General features: G+C 68.5%; 14 protein-coding genes and 1 tRNA gene. 8 read left to right on the top strand and 7 right to left on the bottom strand.

Going from position 1 to position 14320, the window contains the following annotated elements; translation table 11 throughout:
• Window positions 1-40: 40 nt before the first annotated feature.
• The 5 genes from AB0E69_RS00170 to AB0E69_RS00150 all read left to right on the top strand — a co-directional run bounded on the left by AB0E69_RS00170 (window position 41) and on the right by AB0E69_RS00150 (window position 6173).
• Complete coding sequence (locus tag AB0E69_RS00170; RefSeq protein WP_360136998.1) at window positions 41-2200, top strand: (Fe-S)-binding protein; 2160 nt, start codon at window positions 41-43, stop codon at window positions 2198-2200.
• 250 nt (window positions 2201-2450) lie between these two features.
• Complete coding sequence (locus tag AB0E69_RS00165) at window positions 2451-3245, top strand: hypothetical protein (RefSeq protein ID WP_360136995.1); 795 nt, start codon at window positions 2451-2453, stop codon at window positions 3243-3245.
• Window positions 3246-3337: 92 nt separating this feature from the next.
• Window positions 3338-4909, top strand: coding sequence for an alkaline phosphatase D family protein (locus AB0E69_RS00160; RefSeq protein ID WP_360136992.1), 1572 nt, complete (start codon window positions 3338-3340; stop codon window positions 4907-4909).
• Window positions 4906-5739 (top strand): hypothetical protein, encoded by an 834-nt coding sequence (locus AB0E69_RS00155; RefSeq protein WP_360136989.1) that lies wholly within the window; start codon window positions 4906-4908, stop codon window positions 5737-5739. The genes AB0E69_RS00160 and AB0E69_RS00155 overlap by 4 nt, the downstream gene beginning before the upstream one ends.
• A gap of 23 nt (window positions 5740-5762) precedes the next feature.
• Complete coding sequence (locus AB0E69_RS00150) at window positions 5763-6173, top strand: hypothetical protein (RefSeq protein ID WP_360136986.1); 411 nt, start codon at window positions 5763-5765, stop codon at window positions 6171-6173.
• Window positions 6174-6286: 113 nt separating this feature from the next.
• Here the strand turns inward: AB0E69_RS00150 and AB0E69_RS00145 are convergent.
• Window positions 6287-6360: transfer RNA gene (locus tag AB0E69_RS00145), tRNA-Gly, on the bottom strand.
• 424 nt (window positions 6361-6784) lie between these two features.
• Between AB0E69_RS00145 and AB0E69_RS00140 the strand changes: the two genes are divergently transcribed.
• Together AB0E69_RS00140 and dcd are read left to right on the top strand one after the other, a co-directional pair.
• A complete protein-coding gene (locus AB0E69_RS00140; RefSeq protein ID WP_360136983.1) occupies window positions 6785-7225 on the top strand; it encodes a MarR family transcriptional regulator in 441 nt (146 codons plus the stop codon).
• 162 nt (window positions 7226-7387) lie between these two features.
• Window positions 7388-7963 (top strand): dCTP deaminase, encoded by a 576-nt coding sequence (gene dcd, locus AB0E69_RS00135; protein ID WP_360136980.1) that lies wholly within the window; start codon window positions 7388-7390, stop codon window positions 7961-7963.
• A 40-nt stretch (window positions 7964-8003) separates the two neighbouring features.
• Here dcd and AB0E69_RS00130 read toward each other — a convergent pair whose 3' ends face one another.
• The 4 genes from AB0E69_RS00130 to AB0E69_RS00115 form a co-directional block, all read right to left on the bottom strand.
• The gene (locus tag AB0E69_RS00130; protein WP_360136977.1) at window positions 8004-9527 is read right to left on the bottom strand and encodes a hypothetical protein; all 1524 of its coding nucleotides are present in this window, start codon (window positions 9525-9527) and stop codon (window positions 8004-8006) included.
• Between the two features lie 206 nt (window positions 9528-9733).
• A complete protein-coding gene (locus tag AB0E69_RS00125) occupies window positions 9734-9970 on the bottom strand; it encodes a hypothetical protein (protein WP_360136974.1) in 237 nt (78 codons plus the stop codon).
• Window positions 9971-10074: 104 nt separating this feature from the next.
• Entirely contained in the window at window positions 10075-10911 is an 837-nt protein-coding gene (locus AB0E69_RS00120) for a DUF4097 family beta strand repeat-containing protein (protein ID WP_360136971.1), read from the bottom strand.
• Window positions 10908-11684: a hypothetical protein gene (locus tag AB0E69_RS00115; protein ID WP_360136968.1), complete on the bottom strand. Its 777-nt coding sequence runs from the start codon at window positions 11682-11684 to the stop codon at window positions 10908-10910. Before AB0E69_RS00115 ends, AB0E69_RS00120 begins: the two co-directional genes overlap by 4 nt.
• A gap of 121 nt (window positions 11685-11805) precedes the next feature.
• Between AB0E69_RS00115 and AB0E69_RS00110 the strand changes: the two genes are divergently transcribed.
• The gene (locus AB0E69_RS00110; RefSeq protein ID WP_360136965.1) at window positions 11806-12600 is read left to right on the top strand and encodes an SDR family oxidoreductase; all 795 of its coding nucleotides are present in this window, start codon (window positions 11806-11808) and stop codon (window positions 12598-12600) included.
• Here AB0E69_RS00110 and AB0E69_RS00105 read toward each other — a convergent pair.
• Entirely contained in the window at window positions 12535-13320 is a 786-nt protein-coding gene (locus AB0E69_RS00105) for a type II CAAX endopeptidase family protein (protein WP_360136962.1), read from the bottom strand. The genes AB0E69_RS00110 and AB0E69_RS00105 overlap by 66 nt on opposite strands.
• A 2-nt stretch (window positions 13321-13322) precedes the next feature.
• Window positions 13323-13913, bottom strand: coding sequence for a helix-turn-helix domain-containing protein (locus AB0E69_RS00100; protein WP_360136959.1), 591 nt, complete (start codon window positions 13911-13913; stop codon window positions 13323-13325).
• Window positions 13914-14320: the final 407 nt, after the last annotated feature.

Here is a 14320-nt window from a genome sequence, read left to right as displayed (position 1 = left end):
CGACATGACTGACGAGTAACCAACCAATAACATCGCTGGTATGCAGATCCTCGCCATCGTCGTCTCGCTCGCGGTGACCCTGGTCGGGGTCGCGCTGTTCGGCAAGACGATCGGTCACATCGTGTCCGTCATCAAGCTGGGTCAGCCGGCCGCCCGCACGGACAACCCGGGCAAGCGCACGATCACGCTGGCCAAGGAGTCGCTCGGGCACACGCGCATGCTGCAGTGGAGCCACATCGGGGTGATGCACTGGTTCGTCGCCTTCGGGTTCATCGGGCTGTTCCTGACCCTGGTGACCGCGTTCGGGCAGCTGTTCGACCCGCACTGGGCGCTGCCGGTGATCGGGCACTGGTTCGTGTTCGAGTGGGTTAGCGAAGCGCTCACCTGGACCGGCCTGCTCTCGATCCTCGGCCTGATGGCGATCCGGCTGCGCAACCTGCCGCGCCGGTCGGCCGGCGAGAACGGCCGCTACAGCCGCTTCTACGGCTCGACCTCCTGGCAGGCGTACTACGTCGAGTACACGATCCTCGGCGTACTGATCTGCATCCTCTTGCTCCGCGGTCTCGAGTTCCAGCTCAGCGACGGCGACAAGTTCCACTATCCGAGCACGTTCTTCCTCGGCACCGGACTCTTCGGCGGGCTCAGCGAGCACGGCCTGGAGAACGCGGTCTACCTGGTCGCGATGGTCAAGATCCTGATCTCGTTCGCGTGGATGATCACGATCTCGCTGAACGCGACCATGGGCGTCGCCTGGCACCGCTTCACCGCCTGGCCGAACATCTGGTTCAAGCGCGAGGCCGACGGCGGTACGGCGCTCGGCGCGCTGCAGCCGATCATGGTCAACGGCGCCCCGATCGACTTCGAGAACATCGACGAGCTCGACGAGGACGCGGCGCTCGGCGTCGGCAAGGTCGAGGACTTCACCTGGAAGGGCCTGCTCGACTTCACCACCTGTACCGAGTGCGGCCGCTGCCAGTCGCAGTGCCCGGCGTGGAACACCGACAAGCCGCTGTCGCCGAAGCTGATCATGATGGGCCTGCGCGAGCACGCGTACGCGAAGGCGCCGTACCTGCTCGCGGCCGACGAGGACAGCCGCAAGTCGCTGCCCGAGCTGGTGCTCGCCGAGCAGGAGAAACCGTTGGTCGGACCAGCGGATGTAGCGGTCATCGACGAGGACGCGCTCTGGGCCTGTACGTCGTGCGGCGCCTGCGTGCAGCAGTGCCCGGTCGACATCGAACACGTCGACGCGATCATGGACATGCGCCGGTACCAGGTACTGATCGAGTCGTCGTTCCCGTCCGAGCTCAACGGGCTGTTCAAGGGCCTGGAGAACAAGGGCAACCCGTGGAACATGAACCCGTCCGGCCGGATGGACTGGGCCAAGGACCTGCCGTTCGAGGTCAAGCAGGTCGGCGCCGACGTCGAGTCGCTGGACGAGGTCGACTACCTGTTCTGGGTCGGCTGCGCCGGCGCCTTCGAGGACCGCGCGAAGAAGACCACGCAGGCCGTGGCCGAGCTGCTGAACCTGGCCGGCGTCACGTTCGCCGTGCTGGGTGACGGCGAGACCTGCACGGGCGACCCGGCCCGGCGGTCGGGGAACGAGTTCGTCTTCCAGCAGCTCGCGATGCAGAACGCCGAGGTCTTCAAGGAGACCAAGGTCCGCAAGGTCGTCTCCACCTGCGCGCACTGCTTCAACACGCTGAAGAACGAGTACTCCCAGCTCGGCGTCGAGCTCGACGTCATCCACCACACCCAGCTGCTGAACCGGCTGGTCCGCGACGGCAAGCTCACCCCGGTCGCGCCGGCCGACAGCTCGCTCAACGGCCAGAAGATCACGTACCACGACCCGTGCTACCTGGGCCGCCACAACCAGGTGTACGACGCCCCGCGCGAGCTGCTCGACATCATCCCGGGCGCGGAGTACGCCGAGATGCCGCGGAACCAGACGAAGTCGTTCTGCTGCGGCGCGGGCGGCGCGCGGATGTGGATGGAGGAGAAGCTCGGTTCGCGGATCAACCTGAACCGGACCACCGAGGCAGTCGAGACCGGCGCGGACAAGATCGCCACCGGCTGCCCGTTCTGCCGGGTGATGCTCTCCGACGGCCTCACCGCCAAGCAGGCGGACGGCTCCGCCCGCGAGGAGGTCGAGGTCCAGGACGTCGCCCAGCTCCTGCTCGCGTCGGTCAAGCGTGGCGACTAGGGCGTGGCTGGTGATTCCGCGCCGTAGCGAGGAGGTGCTCGGTGCGGTAGCTCGGCGCGCGGGGGCGAAGGTCTCGATGCGGAGCATCGTGGCCTTTGCCCCCGTGCGGCGAGGTGCCGTGCCGAGTGCCCCGCAGTAGGCGGGGAATCACCAGCCACGCCCTAACTGCCACTAGGTGCAAAAGTCTTCCTCCGCAGGTGGTCCAGACCATATGATCCCTCGTCTGCATCACCTGGGGAGGATCTCTCATATGAAGCTTCGTGCCGCCCTGGCCTCCGTGGCCGCAGTACCACTCGCCCTCGGTCTGGCTGCCTGCGGCGGCGACAAGCCCGCGGCCACCGGCTACAAGCCGTCGACCCCGACCGAGACTCCGGTCGTGGTCAACACCGCGGCGCCACTCAAGGCCAAGCCCACGACCGCTCGCTTGAACCGAGTCACGTTCGTACCGGCGATGAACGCGGCGCTGACCAAGCAGAAGTCGTGGCACATCGTCGGCAAGATGACCGCGAACGGCAGCACCGTGATGACCATGGACGGCTTCCAGACCGCGAATCCGCCGGCGGCGTCGCTGACCATGAGCGGCGGAGACTTCGAAGGCAAGACCTTCAAGGTGCTGGCGATCGGGAACGCCGCCTACCTGTCGATTCCGGGCATGACCCCGGCCGGCAAGTACCTGAAGGTCAAGGGCGCGCAGGCCGGCGACGTCGGCCAGATGCTCGACGGCGGCGACCCGACCAAGATCCTCAAGTCGTTCGGCGCGGGCGTTGGCAGCGTGAAGTTCGTCCGCTCGGAGCGCATCGACGGTCAGCTGCTTGACCGGTACGACGTCGTGCTCAGCACCGCCAAGGCGCTCGGCCTGCAGGGCAAGAAGCTGCCTGCCGGAGCACCCAGAACCATGACGTACTCGCTGTGGATGGACAAGGCGCACCTGGTCCGCCGGATGGCGTTCGACTTCTCCGGCGTGTCGATGCTGATCACCATGTCCGACTACAACAAGCCCGTCCGTATCACCGCCCCACCAGCCTCGAAGATCGTCACCCGCTGAGGCCGGATGCGGTCATTGCACCACCCGATTGTGTGAACTTCTCGTAATCTCGCGTTACGGATGCGCTCACTTCTCGATGATCGGGTGGGGCAATGATCAGTAGTCGTCGGAGTTTCCTGACCGTCGGCGGGGCCGCCGCGGCGCTCGCGCTGGCCGGCAACCTGCCCGAGATCAAGGCCGCGGCAGCCGGGTGGACCGGTCGGCCGGATCGGCGGGATCCGTTCACGCTCGGCGTGGCCTCGGGTGATCCGCTGCCCGATGCGGTCGTGATCTGGACGCGGCTCGCGCCCGAGCCGCTCGCCCCGTTCGGCGGGATGGATCGGCGTCCGGTCGCCGTGTCGTGGGAGGTGGCGGAGGACGAGCGGTTCCGTCACGTCGTACGGCGCGGGACCGTGAAGGCGCGACCCGAGTCGAGCCACTCGGTACATGTCGACGTACGAGGACTGCGGCCGTGGCGGCACTACTGGTACCGCTTCCGCGTGAACGGGCAGCTTAGCCCGATCGGCCGGACCAGGACCGCGCCGGCCGCTGACGCCCAGTTGTCCGAGCTTTCGCTGGCGTTCGCGTCCTGCCAGGCGTGGTGGGAGGGCTGGTACACGGCGTACGCCGACCTCGCGCAGCGGGACCACGATGTCGTGTTCTTCCTCGGCGACTACATCTACGAGTTCGGTATCGACCGCGGTATCCGGCCGCACTCGAACGAGCCGTACATCACCCAGCAGACCGTGACGCTGGACGAGTACCGGCAGCGGTACGCGGCGTACAAGCTGGACGCGGACCTGCAGCGGGCGCACGCCGCCGCACCGTGGATCGTGACGCTCGACGACCACGAGGTGGTCGACAACTGGGCGGACGAGGCGCATCCGAGCGCGCCGCCGGCGCAGTTCCTGGTACGGCGGGCCAACGCGTTCCGCGCGTACTGGGAACACATGCCGCTGCGGCTCGCCCAGCTGCCCAATGGTCCGGACATGCAGCTCTATCGGCGGATCAGCTACGGCCGGCTGGCCGAGTTCAGCGTGCTCGACACCAGGCAGTACCGGTCGGACCAGGCGTACGGCGACGGGACGAAGGCGCCCGGGCCGGAGACCGCGGATCCGTCGCGAACCATCACCGGCGACGCCCAGGAGAAGTGGCTGCTCGACGGCTGGTCGGTGTCGCGGGCGCGGTGGAACGTGATGGCGCACCAGACCGCGATCGCCCGGCTGGACACCAAGGACGGGCCGCAGGTACTGGTACCGATGGACACCTGGGACGGCTACGAAGCTTCGCGCAACCGGGTACTCGGCGGCGCCGCGGCGCGCAGGGTGCGCAACCTGGTCTCGATCGCCGGCGACCTGCACCGGAGCGTGGCGTCGGACCTGAAGCTCGACTTCACCGATCCGGCGTCGGCGACGGTCGGCGCCGAGTTCGTCGGCACGTCGATCACCTCCGGCATGGACGGCGAGGACCTCGATCCGGGCGGCGCGACGCTGCTCCGGGAGAATCCGCACATCAAGTTCGGCAACTTCCAGCGCGGGTACGTCAGCTGCAGCGTCACGCCGGAGCGGTGGATCTCCGACTACCGCGTCGCCGACAAGGTCTCGGTCCCGGACGGCACGGTGAGCACCCGGGCCAAGTTGCTCGTCGAGGACGGCCGGCCGGGGATCGCGGAGGTGCTGTCATGAAGATCTCCCGCGTCGTCGCCGCCACCCTACTGGTGGGCGCCGCGCTCGGCCCGAGCTCGATGCCCAAGGCAACCGATGTAGCGGTCGGTGTCTCCCCGGCCGCGCTGAGTGTGGTCGGGCTGCCGTGCTTCCCGGCCAACCTCACGCTGACGATGACCAACACCGGCCAGAACCCCCGGTACGCCGACCTGACGCTCGACCCACATGGTCCGCTCCAGCTGTCGCGGACGCTGTTCTCGTCCTGGCTGCCCGCGGTCGACCCGGACCAGCCGGTCTCGGCGCCGGTCGAGGTCCGCGTACCGCGCGACGCCAAGCCAGGGACCTACAAGCTCGAGGTCGGGGACTCGCGACTGAACGTTCCAGTGACCGTCGAACCGCTGCCGCCGAAGGGGCCGGGCGAGAACCTCGCGCTCGGCGAGCAGGCCACCGCGTCGTCCACGCATGGCAACTTCACCCTCTGCGGCGCGCTCGACGGCGACAAGGACTCCGAGCACTGGGACACCTTGACCGGCTGGAACGACGGGACCCGGGCGGTCTTCCCCGACACGTACGACGTCGCGCTGTCCGCGCCGGCCACCGTGAACCGGGTAGAGCTGTACACGCTGGACTCGACGAAGTACCCGGCCCGGGTCAACGGGTTGCGGGACTGGGACGTGCAGGTCCGAGTCAGCGGGACCTGGCAGACCGTTGCTCAGGTCCGCGGGAACACCGTGGGACATGTCACGTCGACGTTCGCCCCGGTGTCGGCCGACGCCGTACGTATCCTCTGCCTCGACGGAAACGACCACACCTACTCCCGGATCGTCGAGCTCGAGGTCTACGGGAGCTGAGGTTCTGACTGAGGGAGATGTGCATGAGCAGGCTTGGACGCGTACTGGTCGCGGTTCCGACGGTGGCGGTGGTGATCGCGGCCGGGACGGCGACCGTGGCGTCGGCCACGGAGGGCAAGCCGAGCGGTGCGCCGCCGTCCGGTGTCACCTGCGTCTCGGTGACGGGCGCGAAGGCGTGCTACCAGTCCGGCTCGGACAAGGTCTGGGTGAAGGACACCAAGGCGAACGGCCAGTCCGCGGCCGGCACCATCAAGTCGCTGCCCAGCCACACCCAGTGGGGCCGCGAGTGCTTCAACTACCGCGGCGAGGCCGGCGGCTGGGTGATGTGCGACTTCGACGTCCCGAACTACCAGCCGGGTGACCTCTGGGCCGTGAACAACCCGTTCATCGGCGCCCAGGCGAACGTCTCCATCAACACCGGCCCGATCATCTGATCCGCACCCGGTTGACCCAGGCAACTGTCCGCCTGGGTCAACCGTTTGATCGACGATCAGTGAACATGCGAAAGCCCCAGGTCACCGACCTGGGGCTTGTTTGTGCTGACCAATGGAGCGGGTGACGAGAATCGAACTCGCACTGTCAGCTTGGGAAGCTGATGTTCTGCCATTGAACTACACCCGCGCGTTGCCGGAGTCTGTCCGGCAACGGAGAAGAGCATAACCGATGGGTGGGGGCGCGGGCACGGTGGGTCCGGCGCGCCGGACCTACTTCGGGGGTCCGGTGGACTCCAGTGGCCGGCTCGGAGTTCGTTTGGAGCACCCACGGCGTGAACCGGTCGGGGCGAATCGGGTCGGGGGTTGTTGCGCAATCAGGAGATTGTCCGTCCAGAAGGTGCCGAATGCACCGAAAAGGCGTCTGCGGACGGTTTGCGGCAGGGGTTCTTGGGCAGTTTTCCACAAAGGGCACGCCCAGGACTGGGCAGGTTCGTCATCTTCTGGCAGATTAGAACGCGTTGCCGGGGGCAACATTCGACGCAACGTGAGGATGCGGTCCGGGCACGGACCGGACAAAATGGTTGCGGGGCAACTGGATGAAGGGGTGAACGGTGGCAACAGACACTAGTGACGCGGTGGACAACCTGGAGAAGGAGCTCGTCACGTTGGCACGGCGGCTGCGTGGTCTGCAGCGGACGCTGTCCGACGAGGCGCACCCGGACCTGGAGCCGGCACAGTACGCGTTGCTGAACCACGTGGAGGAGCTGGCACCGGTTCGGATGGCCGACCTGGTGGCAGCGCTCGAGGTGGACAAGGGTCCGGTCAGCCGGGCCTGCGCGCGACTCGAGGAGGAGGGCCTGCTGAAGCGGGCGGCCGACAAGTCGGACGCGCGCGCGACCCTGCTGACGCTGACCGCGGCCGGCAAGCGCAAGCTGACGGCGGCCCGGAAGAAGCGGCACAAGGTGATCGAGGACCTGCTCAAGGACTGGTCGCCGGCCCAGGTGAAGACCTTCGCCGGCCAGGTGTCGAAGTTCAACAAGCTCTCCGACTGAGGTAGTTGCCTCGGGCCCTGGTCTGGCGCGCCGCAACGGCCCCGGAACCACCGCCCGTGGATGGTCTGGTGGTGTGCTCCCGCCGGAGAGCTGAGGGCTCCGGACGACGCACCACCAGCCCGCGGGCTGGGCCCACGCCCCGGACGCTGCTATTTTGCGTTCGTGCTGCTCTCCGACCGCGACATCCTGTCCGAGCTCGACGCGAAGCGGGTCCAGCTGGATCCGTTCGATGCTGCGATGGTGCAGCCGTCGAGTGTCGACGTACGGCTGGACCGGTTCTTCCGGGTCTTCGAGAACCACCGGTACCCGCACATCGACCCGGCCGAGGAACAGCCCGACCTGACCCGTCAGGTCGAGCCCGAGGGGGACGAGCCGTTCATCCTGCATCCCGGTGAGTTCGTCCTGGGATCGACGTACGAGCTGGTCACGCTCCCCGACGACGTCGCCGCCCGGCTCGAGGGCAAGTCGTCGCTGGGCCGCCTGGGCCTGCTCACCCACTCCACCGCCGGGTTCATCGACCCCGGTTTCTCGGGCCACGTCACGCTGGAGCTGTCCAACGTCGCGACCCTCCCGATCAAGCTCTGGCCCGGGATGAAGATCGGCCAGCTCTGTTTCTTCCGGCTGTCCTCCCCGGCGGCGCATCCGTACGGGTCGAGCAAGTACGGCTCGCGCTACCAGAACCAGCGCGGCCCGACGCCGTCCCGCTCGTACCTGAATTTCCACCGCACGGACGTGTAAAGCGAAAAGGGCCCCGCTCCGGCGGGGCCCTTTTCGATCGTCAGGCGGTCGGTTTGAGGAAGATGCCGACCGATTCGGTGTCGTAGTCGTCGCCGTTCGGCTCCTGCCGGTAGATGCCGCCGTACGGCGACACGGCGGACGGCGATTCCAGCCGGCCGTTGAAGAGGCTCAGGTCACTGGTGCCGGGCGATTCGCCGTCCGAGGGCGTGGCACCGGGCGTCGGGCTGTCACCAGAGGAGGGCGTGCTGCCGGTCGAGGGCGTGTCGCCGGCGGACGGGCTGTCGCTCGAGCTCGAGCTCGGGCTTGTCGACGGAGCGGCGCTCGGCAGGTCCTGGCCGGTCTTCGCGTCCAGGAGCACCGGCTGCGCCTCGGTCTTCGCGTACACGACGCCGTGGTACGCCGCGGTGACCCTGGGGACGACGCGGGCGCCGGACTTGCTCGTGAAGCCCCAGACCTTCTTGCCGGTCGCGTCGTCGAGGCCGAGGATCTCCTGCGGGCCGCCGGTAAGCGTCGCGCTGGTGCAGACGACCGAGGTCGCCTCGTCCGCGAAGCAGTCGAGGGAGCTGTCGGACTCCTGTGGGATCGCGGGCACCGTCTGCACCACCGCAGCGGTCGACAGGTCGACCGCGAAGATCGCCTGGGCCTTGGTCCCCGCGCCGTAGTCCGTGTACCTCATGCCGTAGAAGTACGCGTGCTTCGAGGCGCCGGCGAGCGGCTTCAGGTAGGCCTGCTTCAACGGGACCTGCTTCGTGACCTTGCCGCTCGCGCCGTCGGCCAGCACGATCGTGCCGTCCGTGGCGCTGTCGGCCTGCTGGCCCTTCGCGCCCGCGATCACGCCGTTGTGCACGGCGGCCGGGTTGATGCCCGGCACCATGGTGGCCTTCTGGGTCTTGGGGTCCGCGTACACCGTCTTCACGCTGGCGCTTCCGGTGGTGGTCACGCCGACGGCGATCTGTCCGGTCTCCGGGTCGTAGGCCGTGTCGTTGAGGTTCGGCGTGCCGACCGGGTCGGTGCCGGTCCCTTCGACCGTGCTCACCGGGGTGGAGATCTCGGCGAGCTTCTTGCCGGTCATGACGTCGATCCATTGGATGACGACCAGGCCCTGCGGCTTCTGCGTGCCGTTGCCCTTGTCGGTCTCGGCGTACGCGACCAGCGCGACGTCCTTGCCGTCGACCTTGACGGCCATCGGCTTGGTCGCTCCGCTGACGACGGTGGTGTCGGCCGACTTGGACGGGACCACCCAGCGGTTCGTCGGAGTACCGACGTCGTACCCGTTGAGACTCACCCAGCTGCCGACCAGGGCCACCTGCCCGGCGATACCCATCTGGGACTTGTCGAGCGTCGACCGGGTCCGATGACCCATCGACGGGTACGCCGCCGCGACGCTGAACGCCTTGGGTGGATCGAAGTTCGGGATGCTCGGCGCGGACGGTGTCGTCGACGCGGTCGACGTGGCACCACCGTCGCCAGTGCCGGAGCTGGATTTCTTGTCGTCGCCACCGCATCCGGCCAGCAAGACGATGGCGGCGGTGACAGCTGTCGTTGCGACCAGCGGACGCAGCATGGTTGGTTACTCTCCCCAGTCGACCGTGAAATGACCGCTCGAACGCTAGCAGTGTGAGTAGGTCGGATCTGGGTTATCCACAGGCGTTGCAGGAAGCTGCAGGTGCCTGGGGGTTTACCGCTGGGACGGTGCCTTCTCGGTCAGGAGACCCAGGCGCTGCAGCAGGCTGTAGAGAGCGGCTGCAGCGCCGGTCAGTGGTACGCCGTTCATCGCACGATCGAGAGGCCGGTTCCGCGGTGCCGGCCGACCGGCTCGACCGTCCGCGGCGCGGACATCGGCTCCAGCCGGTCGGCCATCCGGCGCAGTGCGGCGGCCAGTCCCTTCCGCGGACCCGCGGCCGGTTTGCTGCCGACCCGGCGGTCGTGACGCTGGGCCCGGTCCTCGGCAGCGCGCAGCTGCTCGGCGACGCGGTAGCGGGCAACCTCTTGGTGTTCGGTGATCATGATCCTGCTCCCTCGCGTAGTCCCCGTGCTGTGGTTGGTTTTCGGCAATGCTTCGCCCAGGTCCCGCCGTACCGATGACAGACGGGACCGAGTGCGGTGGTGGGTCAGACCTTGAGGACGGTGATGTCGCCGGAGACCGTGCGGGCTCGCAGGGTCAGCGAACGCTCGCCCTCGGCCGGCTTCTTGCTCGGCTCCAGGTCGCACCGGATCCGTCCGGTGACCGTCTTCAGGTCGAGGTACGTCGGGACGCCGTCGGGAACCCCGATCTCGACGTCGCCGTTGGCCGTCTCGGCCTGGACGCTCGGTCCGTCGGCGACCTCGACCCGGACGTCGCCGGAGCCGGAGGTGGCGACCGAGTGGTCGCGGATCCGCTCGATGGTGATGTCACCCGAGCCGACCTTGACGGTGGTGGGGCCGCTCGCGTCGCCGACCCGGACGTCGCCGGAGCCGGTGCTCAGCCCGAGGGCGTCGGCGGCCTCGTCGATCGTGATCGACCCCGAGCCGGTGGTCGCCCGGACCACGTCGGCGGTGCGGTCGACCTTGACGTCACCGCTGCCGGTGCTGACGGCCAGAGCGCCCTCGACCCGGGTCAGCGTGACGTCGCCCGAACCGGTCGCCAACCGGGCCGCGTTCAGCGGCACCTCGGAGCTGATGTCGCCCGAACCGGTCTTGATCCGGGCGTCCAGCACCTCCGACGTGGCGATCCGGACCTCGATCTCGGGACCGCGGCGGACGTTGCGCGGGCCTTCGACGATCAGCTCGCCGTCGACGACCTCGATGATCACGTCCTCCTCGGAGCCGTCCTCGACCTCGATCGAGACCGCCGTACCCTCGCCGTCCAGGTTGCCGGTGATGGCGACCAGGCCGGAGCCGATCTCGATCCGGATCCGCTCGATCCGCTCGTTCTCGTCGTCGATGATCTGCTGCTTGAAGCCGCTCATTCTGCCCACCCCTGTACGCGGTTGCCCGGGCCGTCGTTTCCGCGGCGGCGGTCCTTGTCCTCCCGGCGGCGCTCCTTCTCGTCGCGCCGGCGGTCCCGCTCGTCCCGGCGCCAGTCGCGCTCGCCGCGGCGGCCGCGGTCGGAGCCGAAGACGCCCTCCTCGCCGAACGGTCCACCCGGGCCGAACACACCATTCGGTCCGAAGACGCCGTCGGGTCCGAGCGGGCCGTTCGGACCCAGCGGTCCGTCCGGGCCGAACACCGGACCGCGCGGCGGGCGCGGCGGCCGGGGCGGACGGTGGCCACGGCGGCCGCGGTCGCTCAGCTCGGTCATCACGGTGCGCATCAGCCACGCGTTCGAGGAGATGCCCTCGGCGTTGGCGGCTTCGTCCACCTTGTTCTTGATCGACATCGGCAGCCGCAGCGTGATCCGCGCGGTCGGCTCGTCGGCGTCGAGCACGAGCTGCTCGGCGGTCTCGTCGTCGACCTCGTCGTCGATGTCGTCGGTCTCGTCCGGACCGGTGAGCTGGCTGGGGGCCGGCGTCACCACGAACTCGGGACGGCCACCGGCCATCCGGAGCTCGACCGAGCCCGGGGACAGCTCGCGGCTGATCTCCCCGGCGGCGTCGGACAGGGCTGAGATGAGGGCCAGGCGGCCCGCGTCATCCAGCGTTGCCCCGAGGCGTTGGGCCACAGAGCGAGTTTGGTCGTCGGCCAGCGCGGTGGCGTTCTCGACGCTCCGCCGGACCGACTCGAGGTAGTGGTCAAGTTCCATGGGAAGATCATGACGTCATCGTGACGTCACTGTCAACCCCCCTGATGTCATTGCTGATGTCATTGCGTCGTCAGGATGGCGGCACAGGCACAATGAGGTGCCGTCAACCACAGGAGGATGCATGTCCAGAGGAGTACTCGTCACCGGTGCCTCGCGGGGCGTCGGCGCAGCCGCCGCCCGTGCGTTCGCAGAGGCCGGCGACCGGGTCGTGCTGCACTGCCGCGGAGCGGTCACCCGGGCCGAGGAGATCCGGTCCGCGCTGCCCGGCGACGGCCATGCGGTGGTCGCCGCGGACCTCGGGGATCCGGCCGCAATCCCTGCCCTGGTTGCGGAATCGGCCCGTACGCTCGGGCGGATCGATGTCCTGGTCAACAACGCGGCGATGTTCGTCGACGAGCCGGTCGCGGGCTCCCGCCGGGTGGGTCACGCGCTCGCGGAGACGTCGTACGAGGAGTGGGTCGAGGCGTGGCGCCGTACCTTGTCCGTCAACCTCGAGGGCGCGGCGCACGTGACCTGGTGCGTGGCGCGGCAGATGCTCGACACCGAGCCGGCCGAGGGGGTACGGCGGGGTGCGATCGTCAACGTGGGGTCGCGCGGGGCGTACCGCGGCGAGCCCGACGTACCGGCGTACGGCGCCTCGAAGGCGGGGCTGCACTCGCTCGGGCAGTCGTTGGCGGCGTCATTGGCGCCACACGACATCACGGTGACGTCAATTGCGCCGGGATTCATCGCTACCGATATGACCGAGAGCTTCCTGGCCGGTCCGGACGGTGACGGGATCCGCGCGCAGAGCCCGTTCAACCGCGTCGCCACCGCCGAAGAGGTGGGCGACGCGATCTACTGGCTCGCGTCACCGCAGGCGAGCTGGTCGAGCGGCGCGGTCCTCGACTTCAACGGCGCCTCGTACCTGCACTGATCGAGCGCGTGAGTGGACGACTGAGTGGACGACGATGGCGGTCATGGTCCAGACCACGGCCAGGACCGCCATCGGGAAGAGGGCACCGTCCTCCTCGGCGAACAGGAGGATGAGCGCCAGGTTGACCGCGGCGTGCGCGGCGGTGGCGACGACCAGGTTGGTCCGCCGGGCGTCCCGCAGTACGGCGCCCATCACCACCGAGAGCGCGGTCGCCATCACCACGAACAGGCCCATGTACGCGATTCCGTGTGCGAAGCCGCCAACGTGCCAGAAGCCCCAGAGCAGGCCGACGACGAGGGACGAACGCAGTACCGAGAACCGCGTCTGCAGGTAGGGCTGGAGGTATGCGCGCCAGCCGAGCTCCTCACCGGCCGCGCCGATCACCATCGTGATCACCAACGCCCAGAACGGGAACGGCAGGCTCTCCGCCCGCCACGACCGGCCCGCGATCAGGTGGACCAGCACCGACGCGAGCATCGCCGCGACCACGATGCCGACGATCAGCGCGCTCCGGCTCGCTGCCACCGATGCGGGCGTGAATCGCGCGTCGACGCGAGTGGTACGACGGAACAGCAGGAACATCACGCCGACGGCGAGCGCCGGTGCGAACTGCACCAGCTGGATCAGGTCCGGACTCGGCCCGGTCGCAGCCTGCAGCGCGTTGAGCAGGCCGCTGAAGACCATCGTGGCCATGTAGAAGACCGCCACCCGCAAGAACATCGTTACTCCTGGACGAGGTAGGGGGCGAGCATCAGGTCGAGCTGCTCGGTCAGGAACTCGGTCAGCGAGCCCCAGCCGTTCACCGCCCAGACCTGCAGCGCGCCGTTGAAACAGACGAGGGTGTGGCGAGCGAGCGCCGGTACGTCGGTGTCCGCGCGGAGCTCGCCGGCTGCGACAGCCGCGCCGTACAGCCGGTCGCAGCTGTCGACGATCGCTGCCGAGTGGGCGAGCGCATGCCGCCGGAAGTCGGGGTCCGCGACGTCGAGCTGGACGAACCCGAGACCGTTGCCGAGCTCCTCGCGATGCTTGATGTGGGCAACGGCCGTGAGCGCGAAGTCCCGGAGGGTGGCCAGCGGGGAAGTGTTCCGCGCCTCGGCTTCCTCGACCGCGCGGACCACCATCAGCGGCGAGCGGGCGGCGGACGCGAGCAACAGGCCGCGTTTGTTGCCGAAGCGCTGCATCAGCGTCGGCGGCGCCAGACCGACGCGGGCGCCGACCGCGGCCAGGGTCAGTTTCACCGGGCCGAGCTCGGCGAGCACCTGGCGGGTCGCGTCCAGGATGACGTCGTCGCTGATCAGCCGCGGACGGGCCACCGGACGCCTCCTAATTAACGAATAGCCGTTCACTAATTGACGGGATCGTAACAGATCCTTGTTGGATCAGTTAGTCAGTGACAGCGGGTGAGCTTTCGGATACCTGAAGAGGGGCCGGTGGCGTTCTCGCCGCCTGGTCCGCCCGTCCGCGACCGGGCTCGTTTTACCAACGGGAGCCTCTTCATGCGTTTCGCCCGCATCACCTTGGGCCTGCTGCTGACGCTGGCAGGTTTGGCGGCCACCATCGCCGGAGCCCTCGCGGCCTTCTGGCTGATCGGCCCGGACAACACGATCTCGACGCCCGCCCGGCACCTCACCAGCCCGGGCCTGGCCGTGGTCTCCGCACCCGACCTGCTCGACCGGCACGGCCCGACGCTGCACCTCACCGCGTCCGGCTCGAAGCCGCT

It is taken from the genome of Kribbella sp. NPDC026611, from assembly GCF_040638345.1.
Taxonomy (GTDB): Bacteria; Actinomycetota; Actinomycetes; order Propionibacteriales; family Kribbellaceae; genus Kribbella.
This window is presented reverse-complemented; position numbering and strand designations above follow the sequence as displayed.